17 protein-coding genes, 1 tRNA gene and 1 pseudogene are annotated in these 16,466 nt (G+C 62.1%); 12 read left to right on the forward strand and 7 right to left on the reverse strand.

The annotated features are described in order from the left end of the window. From FHS31_RS08520 to FHS31_RS08540, 5 genes are read left to right on the forward strand one after another with little or no spacing between them, the layout of a single operon-like run. Positions 1–1,668 carry a bifunctional transaldolase/phosoglucose isomerase gene (locus tag FHS31_RS08520; RefSeq protein ID WP_167072925.1) on the forward strand — a complete coding sequence of 556 codons (1,668 nt, stop codon included), beginning with the start codon at positions 1–3 and terminating at the stop codon, positions 1,666–1,668. A 12-nt stretch (positions 1,669–1,680) separates the two neighbouring features. Beyond that, the gene (gnd, locus tag FHS31_RS08525) at positions 1,681–2,667 is read left to right on the forward strand and encodes a phosphogluconate dehydrogenase (NAD(+)-dependent, decarboxylating) (protein WP_167072926.1); all 987 of its coding nucleotides are present in this window, start codon (positions 1,681–1,683) and stop codon (positions 2,665–2,667) included. Beyond that, the gene (zwf, locus tag FHS31_RS08530; protein WP_167072927.1) at positions 2,667–4,109 is read left to right on the forward strand and encodes a glucose-6-phosphate dehydrogenase; all 1,443 of its coding nucleotides are present in this window, start codon (positions 2,667–2,669) and stop codon (positions 4,107–4,109) included. Before gnd ends, zwf begins: the two co-directional genes overlap by 1 nt. Beyond that, a complete protein-coding gene (locus FHS31_RS08535) occupies positions 4,106–4,912 on the forward strand; it encodes a Cof-type HAD-IIB family hydrolase (RefSeq protein ID WP_167072928.1) in 807 nt (268 codons plus the stop codon). Before zwf ends, FHS31_RS08535 begins: the two co-directional genes overlap by 4 nt. Beyond that, the gene (locus FHS31_RS08540; protein ID WP_167072929.1) at positions 4,909–5,658 is read left to right on the forward strand and encodes an HAD-IIB family hydrolase; all 750 of its coding nucleotides are present in this window, start codon (positions 4,909–4,911) and stop codon (positions 5,656–5,658) included. The genes FHS31_RS08535 and FHS31_RS08540 overlap by 4 nt, the downstream gene beginning before the upstream one ends. Before the next feature lie 18 nt (positions 5,659–5,676). On the opposite strand, the gene FHS31_RS08545 is transcribed toward FHS31_RS08540, so the two are convergent. After that, positions 5,677–5,753, reverse strand: a tRNA-Pro gene (locus FHS31_RS08545). Between the two features lie 183 nt (positions 5,754–5,936). Here FHS31_RS08545 and pnuC point away from each other — a divergent pair. Together pnuC and FHS31_RS08555 are read left to right on the forward strand one after the other, a co-directional pair. After that, entirely contained in the window at positions 5,937–6,509 is a 573-nt protein-coding gene (gene pnuC, locus FHS31_RS08550) for a nicotinamide riboside transporter PnuC (RefSeq protein ID WP_167072930.1), read from the forward strand. Beyond that, positions 6,506–7,447: an AAA family ATPase gene (locus tag FHS31_RS08555; RefSeq protein ID WP_167072931.1), complete on the forward strand. Its 942-nt coding sequence runs from the start codon at positions 6,506–6,508 to the stop codon at positions 7,445–7,447. Before pnuC ends, FHS31_RS08555 begins: the two co-directional genes overlap by 4 nt. Before the next feature lie 101 nt (positions 7,448–7,548). Here FHS31_RS08555 and FHS31_RS08560 read toward each other — a convergent pair whose 3' ends face one another. After that, positions 7,549–10,095: a TonB-dependent receptor gene (locus FHS31_RS08560; RefSeq protein ID WP_167072932.1), complete on the reverse strand. Its 2,547-nt coding sequence runs from the start codon at positions 10,093–10,095 to the stop codon at positions 7,549–7,551. A gap of 183 nt (positions 10,096–10,278) precedes the next feature. On the opposite strand from FHS31_RS08560, the gene lepA reads away from it, so the two are divergent. From lepA to FHS31_RS08580, 4 genes and pseudogenes are all read left to right on the forward strand, one after another. Beyond that, on the forward strand, positions 10,279–12,081 hold the full coding sequence (gene lepA, locus FHS31_RS08565; RefSeq protein WP_167072933.1) for a translation elongation factor 4: 1,803 nt from the start codon (positions 10,279–10,281) through the stop codon (positions 12,079–12,081). Positions 12,082–12,128: 47 nt separating this feature from the next. Further along, positions 12,129–12,314 carry a type II toxin-antitoxin system RelB family antitoxin gene (relB, locus tag FHS31_RS08570; RefSeq protein ID WP_167072934.1) on the forward strand — a complete coding sequence of 62 codons (186 nt, stop codon included), beginning with the start codon at positions 12,129–12,131 and terminating at the stop codon, positions 12,312–12,314. Then, positions 12,311–12,583 carry a type II toxin-antitoxin system RelE/ParE family toxin gene (locus FHS31_RS08575; RefSeq protein WP_167072935.1) on the forward strand — a complete coding sequence of 91 codons (273 nt, stop codon included), beginning with the start codon at positions 12,311–12,313 and terminating at the stop codon, positions 12,581–12,583. The genes relB and FHS31_RS08575 overlap by 4 nt, the downstream gene beginning before the upstream one ends. Before the next feature lie 78 nt (positions 12,584–12,661). Beyond that, positions 12,662–12,808 (forward strand): annotated as a pseudogene (locus FHS31_RS08580) (hypothetical protein); the annotation flags it as partial. A gap of 26 nt (positions 12,809–12,834) precedes the next feature. Here the strand turns inward: FHS31_RS08580 and FHS31_RS08585 are convergent. From FHS31_RS08585 to FHS31_RS08605, 5 genes are all read right to left on the reverse strand, one after another. After that, complete coding sequence (locus tag FHS31_RS08585; protein WP_167072936.1) at positions 12,835–13,224, reverse strand: type II toxin-antitoxin system death-on-curing family toxin; 390 nt, start codon at positions 13,222–13,224, stop codon at positions 12,835–12,837. A 4-nt stretch (positions 13,225–13,228) separates the two neighbouring features. Further along, on the reverse strand, positions 13,229–13,456 hold the full coding sequence (locus FHS31_RS08590; RefSeq protein WP_167072937.1) for an AbrB/MazE/SpoVT family DNA-binding domain-containing protein: 228 nt from the start codon (positions 13,454–13,456) through the stop codon (positions 13,229–13,231). A gap of 170 nt (positions 13,457–13,626) precedes the next feature. Then, positions 13,627–14,187 (reverse strand): TIGR02391 family protein, encoded by a 561-nt coding sequence (locus tag FHS31_RS08595; protein WP_167072938.1) that lies wholly within the window; start codon positions 14,185–14,187, stop codon positions 13,627–13,629. Continuing rightward, a complete protein-coding gene (locus FHS31_RS08600) occupies positions 14,168–14,872 on the reverse strand; it encodes a DUF5343 domain-containing protein (RefSeq protein WP_167072939.1) in 705 nt (234 codons plus the stop codon). Before FHS31_RS08600 ends, FHS31_RS08595 begins: the two co-directional genes overlap by 20 nt. A 311-nt stretch (positions 14,873–15,183) precedes the next feature. Next, positions 15,184–16,101 (reverse strand): hypothetical protein, encoded by a 918-nt coding sequence (locus tag FHS31_RS08605; RefSeq protein ID WP_167072940.1) that lies wholly within the window; start codon positions 16,099–16,101, stop codon positions 15,184–15,186. Between the two features lie 157 nt (positions 16,102–16,258). Between FHS31_RS08605 and FHS31_RS08610 the strand changes: the two genes are divergently transcribed. Then, a complete protein-coding gene (locus FHS31_RS08610) occupies positions 16,259–16,444 on the forward strand; it encodes a hypothetical protein (protein ID WP_167072941.1) in 186 nt (61 codons plus the stop codon). Positions 16,445–16,466: the final 22 nt, after the last annotated feature.

Consider the following 16,466-nt stretch of genomic DNA (forward strand, 5'->3'; position numbering starts at 1 on the left):
ATGAAGACCGAGCTTCCCGAGGCGCTGGCGCGCGCTGTGCAAACGCGGCTGGCACAGGCCGACAAAGAAAGTTGGGCCAGGCGGCTCTGGGAAGGCGATGTGACGCTTTGGACCAACGCCGACGAGGCCAAGTGGATCGGCTGGCTGCCCGCCGCCGAGGGCAAGCAGGTCGATTTCGCGCAGATCGCGGCGCTGGTCGAGAAGGCCAAGGGCCATAAGGATGCCGTGCTGCTCGGCATGGGCGGCTCCAGCCTTGGGCCGGAGGTGCTGGCGCTGATCCTCGGCAATCAGCCCGGCTTTCCGAAGCTGCATGTGCTCGACACCACCGATCCTGATCAGATCGCAGGCGTCGCCAAGGCGATCGATCCCAGCGAGGCTTTGTTCATTGTCTCCTCCAAATCGGGATCGACGATGGAGCCGGAACTGCTCCGCGCCTATTTCTGGGAGCTGGCGGGCAAGGACGGCAACCGCTTCGTCGCGGTCACCGATCCAGGCTCCAAGCTGGAGGCGGCGGCGAAGGCGGACCGCTATGCTTTCATCTTCCACGGCGATCCGGCGATCGGCGGCCGTTATTCGGTGCTGTCGGTGTTCGGCATGGTGCCGGGCGCGGCGATGGGGCTGGATATCAAGGCGCTTTACGACGCGACCGCTTCGATGGTTTCCGCGTGCGGCGCGGACACGGCGGTCAAGGGCAATCCCGGCGTCCATTTGGGCGTCATCATGGGGGAGGCGGCCAATGCCGGTCGTGACAAGCTCACCATCTTGCCCTCGAAGGGGCTCGAGCCGATCGGCGCTTGGCTGGAGCAATTGCTCGCCGAATCGACCGGCAAGCAGGGCAAGGGCATCGTGCCCGTCGATCTTGAGCCGCTGGGCGCGGTGGAGAGCTACGGCACCGATCGGCTGTTCGTGCATCTTCACCTCGAAGGTGACAGCGATGCCGAGCTTGAGGCGCGGTTGAAGGCACTTGCCGAAGCGGGGCAGCCGGTGGTGCATATCCCGGTCGCGGCCAAGGAGGATATCGGTCAGGAGTTCGTCCGCTGGGAAGTCGCCACCGCGATCGCGGGTGCGGTGATCGGCATCAACCCCTTCGATCAGCCCGACGTCGAGGCGGCCAAGGTCGCGACGCGCAAGCTGGTCGATGCCTATGAGCAGAGCGGCAGCGCCGAACCCGAAACGCCGATCGTCGAGACCGAGGATTTCGCGATCTTCGCACCGCAGGCGACGGCGCTGTCGCCGAGCGATCCCAAGCAATTGCTCGATCTCCATTTCGCGAGCCTCCAGCCCGGCAATTATGCGGGCTTCCTTGCCTATATCGAGCGCAGCGCGGCGGACGAGGCGGTGATCGCCACGATCCGCGCGCAGGTGCGTGATGCCAAGCAAGTGGCGACCGTCGCGGGCTTCGGACCGCGCTTCCTCCATTCAACAGGGCAGGCTTACAAAGGTGGCCCCAACAGCGGCGTCTTCCTGACGATCACGCGCGATCCCGATCCCGATCTCGCCGTTCCGGGTCACAAGGCCAGTTTCGGCAATGTCCAGATCATGCAGGCGCGCGGCGATGCCGATGTGCTTGCCGAACGCGGCCGCCGCGTGCTGCGCGTTCATCTCAAGAAGGGCGGCGGCGGCATCAAGGCGCTGGCGTCCGCGGTCGAAGCCGCGCTCAACTCCTAAAAGGAACAGACCATGCGTTTGGCAATGATCGGCCTCGGCCGGATGGGCGCGAACATCGCCCGGCGCTTGATGCGCAGCGGCCACGAGATCGTCGCGTTCGATCGTGATGCCAAGGCGGTAGATGCCTTGAGCAACGAAGGCGCGATGGGCGCCGCCTCGCTCGATGAAGTCGTCGCCAAGCTCGAAGGCCCACGCATCTATTGGGTGATGCTCCCCGCCGGCGATCCTACCGAGCAGACGATCGCCACTCTGATCGAGAAATCGTCGCCTGACGACATCATCATCGATGGTGGCAATACCTTCTACAAGGATGACATTAGGCGCGCGAAGGTCTGTGCGGAGAAGCAGCTCCATTATGTCGATGTCGGCACTTCGGGCGGCGTCTGGGGCCTCGAACGCGGCTATTGCATGATGATCGGCGGCAGCGACGAAGCTTTCGCGACTCTCGATCCGATTTTCGATACTCTGGCCCCCGGCGTCGGTACTGTGCCGCGTACCAAGGAACGCGAAGGCAAGCCGGGCGAAGATCCTCGCGCCGAAAAGGGCTATATCCACGCTGGCCCGGCAGGCGCAGGCCATTTCGTGAAAATGGTCCACAACGGCATCGAATATGGCCTGATGGCGGCCTACGCCGAGGGCTTCGACATATTGAAGGGCAAGTCTTCGGACAAATTGCCCGAGGATGAGCGGTTCGATCTCAATCTGGCCGATATCTCGGAGGTTTGGCGGCGCGGCAGCGTCGTTTCCTCGTGGCTGCTCGATCTGACGGCCTCGGCGCTCGGCAAGGATCCGACGCTGGAACAGTTTACGGGCAAGGTCGCGGACTCGGGCGAAGGTCATTGGACCATTGAGGCGGCGATGGAGGAGGCGGTGCCCGCTTATGTTCTCTCGGCTGCCTTGTTTGCCCGCTACCGCAGCCGCGTCGATCACGTGTTTGGCGACAAGATTCTGTCCGCGATGCGCTTCGGCTTCGGCGGCCATGTCGAAATGCCGCAATAGTGGCGGAGCCGAACAAGGCACCTGTCGCGCCGCCCGCGACATTGGTGATTTTCGGTGCGATGGGCGATCTGGCTAAGCGGCTGTTGATGCCGGCGATCGTCAACCTTGTCCGCTGGAAGCTGCTCGACCCCAAGACCCAGATCCTGGGCGTCAGCTATCATGACGTTGATGACGAAGGGCTTCGCGCATCGCTTGATGATTTCGTCGAGGGCGATGCGGCGTGGCGCAAGATCCGCAAGCAAATCCATTATTTCAAAGGCGATTTCAACGAAGACGTGACCTATTCGGCGCTGGCTGGAAAGCTTGATGGCAACGTCATCTTCTACCTTGCCACCGCAGCCTCCTTCTTCGGGTCGGTGTCACAAAAGCTCGGCGCTGCCGGGATGCTCAAGGAAGAGGGCGGCTTCCGCCGGCTGGTGATCGAGAAGCCGTTCGGCAGCGATCTCGCCTCCGCGCAGGCCCTCAATGCCGTGCTGCTCCAGCAGGCGCAGGAGTCGCAAATCTATCGGATCGATCATTTCCTCGGAAAGGAAACTGTCCAGAACATCATGGTCGCGCGCTTCGGCAACGCCTTGATGGAGGCTGTCTGGAACAACCGCTACGTCGATCATATCGAGATCACGGCTGCCGAGCAGGTGACCGTAGGCTCGCGCGGCAAATTCTATGACGCCACCGGCGCGCTGCGCGACATGGTGCCCAACCATCTCTTCCAGCTGCTGGCGATGACCGCGATGGAGCCCCCCACCAGCTTCGGCGCCGAGGCGATCCGCAGCGAGAAGGCCAAGGTGATCGATGCTATCGCGCCGATCGATCCGGCCAACGCGGTGCGCGGACAGAACGTAGCGGGCAAGATCGCGGGCGAAAAAGTGCCCGCCTTCGTCAAGACGCCCGACGTTTCGCCCAAGAGCCGCACCGAGACCTATGTGGCGATGAAGCTCTATGTCGAGACGTGGCGCTGGGCGGGTGTGCCCTTTTACCTGCGCACCGGCAAGGCACTCTCCCACCGCGATACGGAGATCGTCGTCCACTTCAAAAGCGCGCCCTTGCACACGTTCCGCGGCACCGAAGTGACATCGCTGCCCTGCAATCGCCTCGTTCTGCAGATCCAGCCCAACGAAGGGATCAGTCTCGATCTCGCGGCCAAGGTGCCGGGGCCGCTTGTCGACGTCGTGCCGGTGTCGATGAACTTCGCGTATGCGGATGTCTTCAAGATGGGCCACCGCACCGGTTATGAGACCTTGCTGTATGATGTGCTGACCGGCGATCAGACGCTCTTCCAGCGCGCCGATCAGATCGAAGGCGGCTGGCGTGCTATTCAGCCTTTGCTCGATGCCTGGGCCAAAAAAGGCAAGCCTGAGGAGTATAAGCCGGGCAGCGCTGGCCCGGCGGGCGCGGATGCGTTGCTCGCGCGTGATGGCCGCGCCTGGCATACGCTCGCATGATCAAGCTGGTCGTTTCCGATATCGACGGGACGCTTGTCCGCAACGACAAGAGCTTGTCCGATGGTAATGCCGCCGCAGTTGGTCGCCTGATGGATGCGGGTGTCGCGGTAACCCTGATCAGCGCGCGTCCGGCGTCGGGGATGCTGTGGATCGCGGAGCGGCTGAAGCTGGACGGGCCGTTCGGAGCCTTCAACGGCGGCACCCTGTTCATGGCCGATGGCAGCATTAAGGCAAAACATGTCCTCGCCGAGGATGCCGCGCGCGATCTGATCGCCTACCTTGAACAGCAGCCGGTGATCCGCTGGGTGTTCGCCGATGGCGATTGGCTGGCGAGCGACAAGGATGAGCTGCACACGCCGCGCGAGGTCAAATCCGCCGGTGTCGAGCCGATCTTTGCCACGGACGTTAGCGATCGTATCGCGCGTTGTGACAAGATCGTCGCCGTCACCGATGATCAGCCGTTGCTCGATCGGATCGAAGGCGAGGTGAAAGGCCTGCTCGGTGATCGGGCGACGGTCGCGCGCTCCCAGACTTACTATCTCGATATCACCGCGCCCCAAGCTAATAAGGGCGCCGGCATCGCGGCACTCGCCGAGGCCTTTCGCGTCACGCTCGATGAGACGGTAGCGCTCGGCGACCAGGCCAACGATCTGCCGATGTTCGCGCGCGCCGGTTTTTCGGTGGCGATGGGGCAGGCGCCAGATCCGGTGAAGGCGGCGGCGAAGGCGGTGGCTGCATCCAATAATGACGATGGTGTCGCCGATGCGATTGATCGGCTTATCCTGCCAAAGGTCCGCGCATGAAACAGATGATCGCCTTCGATCTCGATGGCACCTTGGCCGAGAGCAAGCAGCCGCTGGGCGACGATATGGCGGCGCTGTTGGGACAGTTGCTCGCGGTGGCGAAGGTCTGCGTGATCTCCGGGGGCGATTGGCCCCAGTTTGAAAAGCAGGTCGTCTCGCGTCTGCCCAAGGACAGCGTCTTCGAAAACCTGTTCATCCAGCCGACCACCGGCACCAAGCTTTACCGCTTCGAAGGCGGAACATGGAAAGCGATCTACGCGGAGCTTTTTTCCAAGGACGAGCATGACAAGATCATGGCCGCGTTCGACAAGGCGCTGAAGGACGCGGGCATCCAGGATGAAAAGACCTGGGGCGATCGGATCGAGGATCGCGGCAGTCAAGTGACCTTCTCGGGCCTCGGTCAGGAAGCCCCGCTCGACGCCAAGAAGGCTTGGGATCCCGATTTCACCAAGCGCAAGGCGCTGCAGAAGACGCTGCAGGCGGCGCTGCCCGATCTGCAGATCAATATCGGCGGTTCCACCTCGCTCGACATCACGCGCAAGGGCGTCGACAAGGCCTATGGGATGCGCAAGCTGATGGAGCATAGCGGCATCGCGCAGGAGCATATCCTGTTCTTCGGCGACGCGATCTTTCCGGGCGGCAATGACGATCCCGTCCGCGCCATGGGCATCGACAGCATCAAAGTCCGCGATCCCGCCGAGACGATCAGCGGCGTCACCGCCGTGATCGCCTGCCTCAAGGCCTGAGGCAACGGAATGGAATCATGGTCGGGGAGAGAGGATTCGAACCTCCGGCCCCTGCCTCCCGAAGGCAGTGCTCTACCAGGCTGAGCTACTCCCCGACGGAGCGGCATAGGACTGCGCCGGAGCGCGGTTGCCGAGACTAGCTGGTGGTGCGGGCGATTAGCCGGGGCCGGAGGCGAGGGCAACCCCCGCAAGCCGGCAATTCTCCACACGCCGCTATGGTCTTCTGGTCGCTTCCCTTCGTTCTGGCGCTTCGTGAAACGATCGGCTAGCCGAAGCCGGTGGATGCCCTGGAGATCGTCGCGGCGCTTTTGGGCGTGTTCAACATTGTGCTGCTTATCCGGCGGAACATTTGGAATTACGCCTTCGGGCTGGCGATGGTCGCTCTCTATGCGCCGGTCTTTTTTCACGCCCGGCTTTACAGCGATGCTCTGCTCCAGATCGTCTTCTTTCTGGTGCAACTCTATGGGTTTTGGAATTGGCAGCGCAGCCGCGAGGATAGCGGTGAGGTCACCGTCCTTCGTTTGAGTGGCCGCGCCAGGGCGGGCTGGGCGATCGCGACGATCGCGCTGGTTGCCGCCTGGGGCACGGGCATGGCGCGCTTTACCGACGCTGCTTTCCCGTATCTGGACGCCGCCAATGCCATGATCAGCATCGTCGCGCAGATCATGCTCTCCAGGCGATGGATCGAGAATTGGCCGCTCTGGATCTTCGTCGATGTCCTTCAGATCGGGCTGTACGTCGCCAAGGGGCTGGTGCCGACGGCGCTGCTCTATTGCCTGTTCCTAATCATGTCGGTGTGGGGCTGGATCGAATGGTCGCGTGCCGAACGGAGTTCGGAGGCGCTGGCATGACGACCGGCCTGATCGTAGGCCGCTTTATGCCGCCGCACGCCGGGCATATGCTGCTGGCCGGCACCGCTCGGGCCCTGGTTGATCATTTGGTGCTGGCGATGATCGTCGGTCCTGAGGACGCGATCTCGCCGGCCGACCGCGCCGCGTGGATGGCTGAGCTGTTCCCCCAAGCGGAGCTGGTGCAGGTCCACGCCGCTCCTTCGGGCACGGACCACTGGTGGGAGCCGATGCGTGCGCAGCTTGGGCGCCGCATCGATCTGGTGTTCGCGGGCGATGGCGAGGCGCTGGCGCTCGCTTCGGCGTTGGGCGCCCGCTACGTCCAGCTCGATCCCGAGCATCAGACATTGCCGATATCGGGCGCGGAAATCCTCGCCGATCTGATGGGCAACTGGCGCTTCCTGCCCGCGCCGGTGCGGGAGCGTTTCGCACGGACGATCTGCCTGCATGGGCCGGAGAGCACGGGCAAATCGACGCTGGCTCCCCAACTCGCCGCGCATTTCGATACCTGTTGGCTGCCCGAATATGGCCGCACCTATTGCGAGACGTTCGGCCTGGCGCTGACCATGGCCGATCTCCTCGCGATCGGGCGCACGCATGCGGCGATGACCCGTGCGGCCAAGCGCCTGTCCAGCGGGAGGCTGATCCTCGATACCGATCCGTTGATGACCGCGGCCTGGGCGGACATGCTGTTCGAGCGATCCGATCCCTGGTTCGATCACTTCGACGAGACCGCGGACCTCTACCTGCTGCTCGATATCGATATGCCGTGGGTCGACGACGGCACACGCTTCTTCGGTGACGAGGGGCGGCGGCGGCGCTTCTTCGAATGCTCGCGTCACCAGCTCGAAAAGCGCGGCTTGCCCTATGTGCTGATCGGCGGGCCTGCCGAGGAACGACTGGCGCGCTCGATCGAAGCGATCGCAGCGGCCGGCCTCTAACTACGCCTTAGCCAAAAAATGACGGCCCGCACCGCGAGGTGCAGGCCGTGGAGGAACTCGCCGCGCGGAAGGGGGCCGCGCGGCGATGGGGGCTCAATGTATTAGAATGTAACCGTGCCTTCGATGCCGAAGGTGCGGGGCGCGTTGAAGTTGCCGTAATCGCCCAGCACGTTCTGGATCGGGCCGCCGGCGCCCGTCGTCAGCTGCGCGGCGCTGGTCGGAGCGCCCGGCAGGCTGTTCGACGGATCCTGACGGAAGATATACTGCTTGTCGAACATGTTGCGCACCCAGAGGCTGACGGTCAGCTTCTGACCGGCATTCGACATGCCGATGTCGGCCAGCGACAGGCGCGAGTTGACGATGAACGAAGCCCCCGCCTTGGTCGGGAACTGATCGAAGCCTTGGGCCGATTGCGAATAGTTTCCGTCGATGTGGACCTTCACCTTGGTATCGCCCCCGCCGACCGGCAGCGCGTAATCGATCGAGCCGCTGGCTGCGTTTCGCGGCGTGAACGGAATGTAGAACTGCTGCAGCACCGGAGCAGATGTGACTGCGCCGACGGTGAAGGTCACCGGGATCAGCGGGATATGCGTGTAGGTGTAGGCGTAGGAAAGGTTCAGCGTCAGGCCTGTTACGGGCGCAACGGTCAGGTCCGCTTCGACGCCGCGGATCTTGGTGATGCCCGGGGCATTGATGGCGCGCAGGACGTTAACGCTGGCGCCGTTCGCGGTGGTGATGAAGCTCAGGTCTTCCTGGCTGTTCTTGCGGTCCATGATGTAGCCCGCCAGGTTGAAGCGCGCGCGGTGATCCCAGAAATCGCTCTTCAGGCCGACTTCATACGACTTCAGATCTTCGGGGTTGAACGGCAGGTAGTTGGGCGTGCGCGAGCTGGCACCGCCGGCGCGATAGCCGGTCGAATATTTGGCGTAGACGTGGAGGCCGTTGGTCACGTCATATGCAATCGTCGCCATCGGGTTGAACCGGTTCCAGGTCTTGTCCAGCGGCTGATAGCCGTTGGCGGCGAGCTGGGCGGGCGTCGCGGTGGCGTAGTTGAGGTTGTTGAAGAAGGTCAGAACGCCCTCCTTCTTGTCCTTGGTGTAGCGGCCGCCAACGGTAATGTGCAGCGCGTCGGTCGCGTTCCAGGTGGCCTGTCCGTAGGCCGCATAGCTTCTGGAACGGACGGCGGAGGCACGATCGATCGAGCAGCCATTGACCGCCTTGCCGACGAAGAGCGGCGTGCTGCCCGTGCAGAAGGGGATCGTCACATAGTTGGCGCCGGTGACGTTACCGAGGCCATCCGTGATCGCAACCGCGCCGATCGAGGCGGGCGTGGCGGCGTCATCGCTGACATGCTCGTTGAAGTAGAACAGGCCCGCGACATAATCGATGCGATCGATCGAACCGACGGCCTGGAGTTCCTGGCTGAACTGGCGCTGGCGAAGATCGGCCAGGCTGTAGCGGCTGAAAGCGCAGGGCGCTGCCGCGGTGCAGGCAGCGGTCAAGGCGATCGTGGGGACGCGGTGGGCGCCACCGCTGTTATCATATTGCGCCATATCGACACCGCGCCACGCCGTGATCGAGCGGATCTCGACCTCAGGGGACAGCTTCCACTTGAAGTTGTTGGTGAAGCCGTGGCTCTTGTCGACGCTGGGCTGCTGCGGAACGCCGATGTCGGCGGTGGTCATGCGGCTGGTGCCGTTGACGACGACACCCGGCAGCAGCGGCTTGACCGGACCGCCGGTCAGCGTGGTGTAGCTGAAGCTCGGCAGCACGCAGGTGGTGGCCGCCGTCACCGCGCCATTGGCGCAGCCGTTGGGGTTATAGTTCAGCAGCTGGCTATAGAAGGGCGTGTTCTTGTCCTGCGCTACATCGACCGAGAAATCGTTGGTGATGTCGCTCGACGGCTTCCAGCGAACGGCGCCGCGGAAGCCCTGGCGGTCATAATAGTTCCAGCCGGTCGAGCCGGGGAGGGGGTCCTTCGTCGTCGCGTTCTGATACTGCTTGATCCCGTCGAGCTTGACGCTGAGGTTGTGGAATTCCGGCAGATCGAGGTGCGCGCCGATCGTGTAGGCGCCATAATTGCCATAGCCGGCATTGACCGAGCCGCCGAACTTGCCCGAGGGCGCCTTCGAGATGATCGAGAGCGCGCCGCCTTCCGAGTTACGGCCGAACAGCGTGCCCTGCGGGCCCTTGAGCACCTCGATACGCTCGATATCGAACAGCGCAGCGTTAAGGCCGTGCTGGCGGGCGAGGTAGACGCCGTCGACATAGATGCCGACGCCCTGCTCGCGCGCGGGCTGGTTGGCGTCGAGCGGCACGATGCCGCGGATACCGATCGTCAGCGCGCTCTGGCGGGCTTCGAAGGTGGCGACGCGGAGCGAAGGGACACCGCCGTCGGCAAGGTCATAAAGGCTCTGGATGTGGCGATCCTTGATGACCTGCGCGTTGACGACGCTGATCGAGATCGGGGTCTTCTGGAGATTGGTCTCGCGCTTGGTGGCGGTGACGACGATCTCCTGAATGGTGGGCTCTTCGCCAGACGCAGCGGCGGGCGCGGGATCGGCCGGCGCCGGAGCGGCGGCATGCGCCTGGCTCGCAAGCGCGAGAGCGAGGGCGGCGATCGAAATCGCCGAGGCCTTGGAAGTCATGTTTGTAGTCCCCTTTGGAATCACCGCTCGGGCGGCGACTTCTGCGCGGGGAGCTAGCCAGGTCCCTTTGCAGGCCCGCGACTCTTTGGTGACACTAATGTGACATCGGCCATTTGGTTGTGGATAGGTTCAGCTTCGCGCCTCACTCTTCGCTTCTCGCGCATCGCCTGCTAGGCGGCGGGGATGACGCCGCTCGACAAGATCCGTAACTTCAGCATCATCGCCCATATCGACCATGGCAAATCGACGCTCGCCGATCGCCTGATCCAGCGCACCGGCGGGCTGACCGAGCGCGAGATGTCCGCGCAAGTTCTTGATAACATGGACATTGAGAAGGAGCGCGGGATCACGATCAAGGCGCAGACCGTGCGCCTCGACTGGAAGGGCTATGTGCTCAACCTGATGGACACGCCGGGCCATGTCGACTTCGCCTATGAGGTCAGCCGCAGCCTCGCCGCGTGCGAGGGCGCGCTGCTGGTGGTGGATGCCGCGCAGGGCGTGGAGGCGCAGACGCTGGCCAACGTCTACCAATCGATCGAGCATGATCATGAGATCGTGCCCGTCATCAACAAGATTGATCTGCCCGCGGCCGAGCCCGAGAAGGTACGCGCCGAGATCGAGGATATCATCGGCCTCGACGCCAGCAACGCCATCCTCGCCAGCGCCAAATCGGGCATCGGCATCGACGAGATCCTGGACGCGATCGTCGAGCGCATCCCCGCGCCCAAGGGCGACGCCAGCGCGCCGCTCAAGGCGATGCTGGTGGACAGCTGGTACGACCCCTATCTCGGCGTCGTCATCCTCGTCCGCGTGATGGCGGGGGTGCTGAAGAAGGGGCAGGAGATCGCCTTCATGGCGGGCGGCACGCGCCACCTGGTCGATCGCGTCGGCTGCTTCCGCCCCAAGATCGAGCAGCTGACCGAACTCGGCGCGGGCGAGATCGGCTTCATCACCGCGCAGATCAAGGAAATCACCGAGACCCGCGTCGGCGATACGATCACCGATGCCAAGAAACCCGCCGCCGAGCCGCTGCCCGGCTTCAAGGAAGTGCAGCCGGTGGTCTTCTGCGGGCTGTTCCCGACCGACGCCAACGATTTCGAGAAGCTCCGCGAGAGCATCTCCAAGCTGCGGCTCAACGACGCCAGCTTCTCGTTCGAGATGGAGACCTCGGCCGCGCTCGGCTTCGGCTTCCGCTGCGGCTTCCTCGGCCTGCTCCACCTGGAGATCATCCAGGAGCGGCTGACGCGCGAATATGATCTCGATCTGATCACCACCGCGCCGAGCGTGGTCTACCATATCCATCTGGCGCACACGAAGAATGAGGACGCGCGCGTCATCGATCTGCACAACCCCGCCGACATGCCCGATCCCACCCGCATCGAGAGCATCGAGGAGCCGTGGATCGAGGCGACCATCTACGTGCCCGATGAATATCTCGGCAGCATCCTCAAGCTCTGCCAGGATCGCCGCGGCATCCAGAAGGATCTGACGTACGTGGGCGGCCGCGCCCAGCTGAAATACGAGCTTCCGCTCAACGAAGTGGTGTTCGATTTCTACGATCGGCTGAAGAGCATCAGCCGCGGCTATGCCAGCTTCGATTACCACCAGATCGGCTATCGCGAGGGCGATCTCGTCAAGATGAGCATCCTTGTGAACGACGAGGCGGTGGATGCGCTGAGCATGATCGTCCACCGCGCTGGCGCCGAGACGCGCGGCCGGGGCATGTGCGAACGGCTCAAGGATCTGATCCCGCGCCACATGTTCAAGATCCCGATCCAGGCGGCGATCGGCGGCAAGGTGATCGCCCGCGAGACGATCGCCGCGCTGCGCAAGGATGTGACCGCCAAATGCTACGGCGGCGATGCCAGCCGCAAGCGCAAGCTGCTGGACAAGCAGAAAGAGGGCAAGAAACGGATGCGCGAATATGGCAACGTCAGCATCCCGCAGGAGGCGTTCATCGCGGCGCTGCGGATGGGGGAGGAGTAGGGCGCGAACAGCGTTGCAAAAGCAGGCGGCCGGCGTATCTTGCTTCCATGAACGACTACTCGCCTATCGTGTCGGAGTTCGAAAATGCGGAGCAGGAGGCTTCGTATCTCGAATGGCTGAAGGCCAAGGTCGCGGCAGCGGTTGCCGATCCTCGACCGCCGGTTCCGCATGATGAGGTCATGGCCAGCGCTCAAGCCATTATCGATAAGGTAAAGGCCCGTCAGGCCAAATGAGGTTGATCTGGTTGCCGGCTGCGCGCCGCGACCTTGAATCGATCATCGCTTATATAGCTGAGCGTAACGCCGATGCGGCGCAGCGCCTCAAGTCTGTCATCGAAGGCGTAACGGAGCGGTTGCCCGAGCATCCTTTCCTCTACCGGCCCGGTCGCGTGGAAGGCATGCGTGAGGCGGTCGTGCATCCTAATTATATCGTGATGTATCGCGTTACGGCCGATGCCGTGGAGATCACGACCGTCATCCACGCCCGCCGGGAATATCCCTGAGTCCGCCCCAGACCAACGGGCTAAAACCGTAGCAAGGAAATCGCGGTTGATGGTCCCTTCCTCAACAATTCGCTCACGGACGTGGCCACCAAATGCTCCGGCGGCGATGCGGCGCGCAAGCTGCTGGACAAGCAGAAAGAGGGCAAGAAACGGATGCGCGAATATGGCAACGTCAGCATCCCGCAGGAGGCGTTCATCGCGGCGCTGCGGATGGGGGAGGAGTGACGGGCACGTGGCTTTGCTGCGGCTGCCTAAGCTTCTCGAATGAACTCCTGAAACCAAGCTGCAAGTTCCGCTTCGCTTAGTTCGCCAGCCGCAAGTTGCTGGAAAGCAACGACGAGTTCGGCGTCTTCCGCGGTGAGGCTATAGCCGTTCACCGCCAGGAAGGTTTCGCTGATGACCGCCGCCGTGCGCTTATTGCCGTCGACGAATGGATGGTTGCGGGCGATCCCGAAAGCATAAGCCGCAGCCAGTTCGGCAGCATCAGGGGCACCGTAAGCCGCCAGGTTCGGCGCACGGGCCATCGCGCTCTCCAGGCCGTCTTCGTTGCGCAAGCCAGCGGGACCACCATGCTCGGCGAGCTGCTCGCCGTGTATGGCGCGCGCCACATCGGCGCCGATCCAGACCCATTCGCGGAGCATGGAATTACTTGGCGAGCTCGCGAAGTGCGCGCTTACGCCGCGCCATGACCTCACGCGCCGCCGTTAACTGCGCGTCGAAGTCCGTCGCGGGTACGCGTAACTCAATGCCGGAAGGCGTCTTGGTGACAGAGAGCATCTCTCCAACGGCGACATCCAAATGCGCCAGCATTTCCTTCGGCAGCACGACGCCCGCGCTGTTGCCAATCTTCACGATTTTAAGTGGCATGTTCATACGGGCGTTATAACGGGCTGGATGGCCGGCGGCAAGGTGATCGCGCTAGACGATCGCCGCGCTCCTCGGTTGCAACGCAATCGGCAATAGGGTTGCAAGTGGAGTCGTTTATTTTCAGCAATTTGGTGCTTAGAAATTTACAAACGCGCTTTCTCGCCAGGAGAGCTGACCTAGCCAGATTTCTCAATCTTCGGTTCGCTAGACTGAGCGGCCTTGGCCTTTCGCAAGAGGTGTTGAGCGAACACGATCAGCTCAAGCGCGAGCTCCGGTTCGTCCACCCAGCCAAATTCATGTGTAGTTGGATTTCTAATTCCAAGCATCGCTCCAGAAAACAATCGATGATATCCTTGCTGCTCGTCCTGTTCTGAGGTTGTGAGCATCTTGGTCCAACGAAGATAGGGAGATTTCGGAGAGAAAGTCTGATCCATTAACGAGGTGCCGTTTTGATTCAGATGTGGAACGCGGCTAGCCACAAATTTATCAACTGCCTTATATGCTTCCGATACCGATAAGTTATAGTGTCCAGAGGCGAAAAGATCGGAAGCTACACCGTGAATTTCGGGTTCGGTGATGAGCCGCGCGAAAACGCTTGCTGGCTCCGAGCCTTCTGCCGTGGGCGAGGGAAGAGCAAGCATCCTCGGTGCTGGAAGCGCTAAGACAGATCGAGCTAAACCCACTTCAAGCAGATGTTCCTGAAAGCGTTTGATGCCTTCAAGAAGCCGGAGCGTCATAAAGATAGCGCCTCATCGCTTGGAAAATGGATTCAATCTGTTCTGTACCAGCGTCAGCACTAATATGAATTTGCACGTTCACGTTTAGAGGTAAGGCATCCGCATTCCGACCGGATGGTGGGACTTTTACCTGTCGGCCTCCGGCCGTCTCGGAAGTTTTATCCGTTGTTGTGGAGGATTCCCGTCGCCCGCTGTTGGCTTGACTGCGCGGCTGGCGAGCGCTGGTTGTATTATCTGCCTGAGCAGACTTTGTAGCGGTCTTTGGTGCCTCATTAGGCGTCGGGCTCGATAACAAGAGATAGGTTGCCGCTTTATTTCCCGCCGCTCCTTGCCCAAGTCCTTCTCGTTGAAACCAGGAAACTACCTTTTGTCTCTCTGCCTCACCAGGCGGTGCTATATGAACCAACCCTTCCGGATAGGTCGCTTGAACTAACTCACTTACCGCTTCTGCATACGAGTCATCCAGACGCCAACGCTGAGCAAGTGGCGAAGCTTTTCCTTCGTCAGTAATTATGCCCACATGCCGAAGCTCGGTGATGTAGGCTTTCGCAGCGGCTTCTTGCACTTGAAGTTGAACGCCCAAAAGACGCTCATCTATTGTAGCGTTGGGAGTTCGGTTCAAAATGGATCGAACGCCCCACCATACTGTGCTTGGAATTTGCGGATATCTTGTCTTATCGGCCATGTGAGCTCCTATGTGTGAGGTATGCCACACATGAAGACGACACGGAAGAAAAATTAAATATCGTATAATCAATGACATAGCGCCAACCCAAGGCGACATCACCGACCTAAGTTAGCAGTTCTATCTATATCAGGGCAGCCAAGTCTTCCTTGTCCTGCGACTTTTTTTAGCGAATTCCCTTGTTACTGGATCAAAAACTTATGCGCGCAGCCCTATTGTCGATCTTGTTTCGGCGGCTGTTTTCTAACGCGGGGTGGCAGCGCAAATCTCGCCAAACGGGTCGAAACCGGCGATGAGCGCTATCCAACGGCTTAACCGCCGCCCTCCCTAGCCCGCCAATCCGCCCACGTCACCTCATCCCCCGCCGCCCGCCACATCCCCCGGCCGCGTTCGATCAGGCGGAGGGCTTCGTCGCGGGCGGTGCGGCGGGTGTGGTAGGTGGGGCCGGGTTTGGGCTCTTTGGCGGGGCTGAAGACCATGCTGTTCTCCATGGCTTCGGGGCAGCGCTCCATTTCCCGGTAGATTTCTGTCAGGGCATCGCGATGCCGCGCCCAGTGATCGGGCTCTTTGGCCAGCAGCGCGAGGATCTGATCGGCCATGCGCGCATAGGTGTCCTCGCCATCGAACAGGCCGGTCTCGCGTGACACACGTTCGCGCACGAGCGTGAAGCGCAGCGCCTTGGCCATGTCGACGAGCTCGGCGGCAAGCTCGCCGACGAAGCGCAGCATATCCTGCTGCTCTTCCGCATCCCGGCGTTCCTTCGCCTCCTTGTCCTCGCGCGCGATCGTCTGCGGGGATTTGGTGCCGGGGCGGAGCGGCCTTGGGTCCTCCACGCCCAGCCGGCCGAGGCCATGCTTGATGCAGAACATCAGCAGCCGATCGTTATAGACGCGGCGGCTGCCGATCAGCTTGCCATAGGAATAGAGCGGGGTTTCGACGCCGTCCCTGGCGCGATCGATCGCCAGGCCGACGAGCTGCTGCACGCCATGATCCAGCGCCGCGTCCCAGGCGTGCGCGAAGCTTTCCGCGCCGGGCTGGCGGCGGAGCGCATAGGCGCCTTCGTAGGACATATTGATCCGCTCGGCGGCGTGCTTCACCGATCCGGTCTCGGCCAGCGCATCGAGGAAGGCGATCTGCCGTTCGGCGGTCCAGCCATCGTAGCGCGGTTTCCTGCGCGGCACGGGCGTGAAGGCGGGGACAGGGATTTTGGTGGGTGCGCGACTCTTCATCGCGCAGTTTGAAACAGAAAAATGCCGTGTGGGGAAGAACCAAGTCGGTTCGCTACGAAAATTGAGGGAAATGGGTGTGGAGGCTTTCCCGTGGGCACCGCCGCCGATTTAACGATTGTTGAGTGGTGGAATGGTGCCGGGGCCGCGAAGAGGGCGCATGATCCTGCGCTCCCCCTGCCCGAAATGCCGTGAGCCGATGATCCCCGGCGTGCTGCAATGCCTCCGTTGCAAGTATAAGCTGACCGCGTGGGAGGGGCGCCATGCCTTGTGGATGTTGGGCCTGAAACTGCTGATCGCGGCGCTTGCCATCACGGCGCTGATCTACGTCATCTATAGCAATTAGCGCGCGGCTTTTAGGGCTGTCC

The sequence above is a fragment of the Sphingomonas vulcanisoli genome (assembly GCF_011761305.1).
Taxonomy (GTDB): Bacteria; Pseudomonadota; Alphaproteobacteria; order Sphingomonadales; family Sphingomonadaceae; genus Sphingomonas_I; species Sphingomonas_I vulcanisoli.

Coding starts and splice junctions, on each gene's coding strand:
- gnd (WP_167072926.1), top strand. CDS start 1,681: ATGCGTTTGGCAATGATCGGCCTCGGCCGGATGGGCGCGAACATCGCC.
- FHS31_RS08610 (WP_167072941.1), top strand. CDS start 16,259: ATGATCCTGCGCTCCCCCTGCCCGAAATGCCGTGAGCCGATGATCCCC.
- FHS31_RS08540 (WP_167072929.1), top strand. CDS start 4,909: ATGAAACAGATGATCGCCTTCGATCTCGATGGCACCTTGGCCGAGAGC.
- FHS31_RS08600 (WP_167072939.1), bottom strand. CDS start 14,872: ATGGCCGATAAGACAAGATATCCGCAAATTCCAAGCACAGTATGGTGG.
- relB (WP_167072934.1), top strand. CDS start 12,129: ATGAACGACTACTCGCCTATCGTGTCGGAGTTCGAAAATGCGGAGCAG.
- FHS31_RS08595 (WP_167072938.1), bottom strand. CDS start 14,187: ATGACGCTCCGGCTTCTTGAAGGCATCAAACGCTTTCAGGAACATCTG.
- FHS31_RS08520 (WP_167072925.1), top strand. CDS start 1: ATGAAGACCGAGCTTCCCGAGGCGCTGGCGCGCGCTGTGCAAACGCGG.
- FHS31_RS08585 (WP_167072936.1), bottom strand. CDS start 13,224: ATGCTCCGCGAATGGGTCTGGATCGGCGCCGATGTGGCGCGCGCCATA.
- FHS31_RS08555 (WP_167072931.1), top strand. CDS start 6,506: ATGACGACCGGCCTGATCGTAGGCCGCTTTATGCCGCCGCACGCCGGG.
- FHS31_RS08560 (WP_167072932.1), bottom strand. CDS start 10,095: ATGACTTCCAAGGCCTCGGCGATTTCGATCGCCGCCCTCGCTCTCGCG.
- FHS31_RS08535 (WP_167072928.1), top strand. CDS start 4,106: ATGATCAAGCTGGTCGTTTCCGATATCGACGGGACGCTTGTCCGCAAC.
- FHS31_RS08605 (WP_167072940.1), bottom strand. CDS start 16,101: ATGAAGAGTCGCGCACCCACCAAAATCCCTGTCCCCGCCTTCACGCCC.
- FHS31_RS08590 (WP_167072937.1), bottom strand. CDS start 13,456: ATGAACATGCCACTTAAAATCGTGAAGATTGGCAACAGCGCGGGCGTC.
- FHS31_RS08575 (WP_167072935.1), top strand. CDS start 12,311: ATGAGGTTGATCTGGTTGCCGGCTGCGCGCCGCGACCTTGAATCGATC.
- lepA (WP_167072933.1), top strand. CDS start 10,279: ATGACGCCGCTCGACAAGATCCGTAACTTCAGCATCATCGCCCATATC.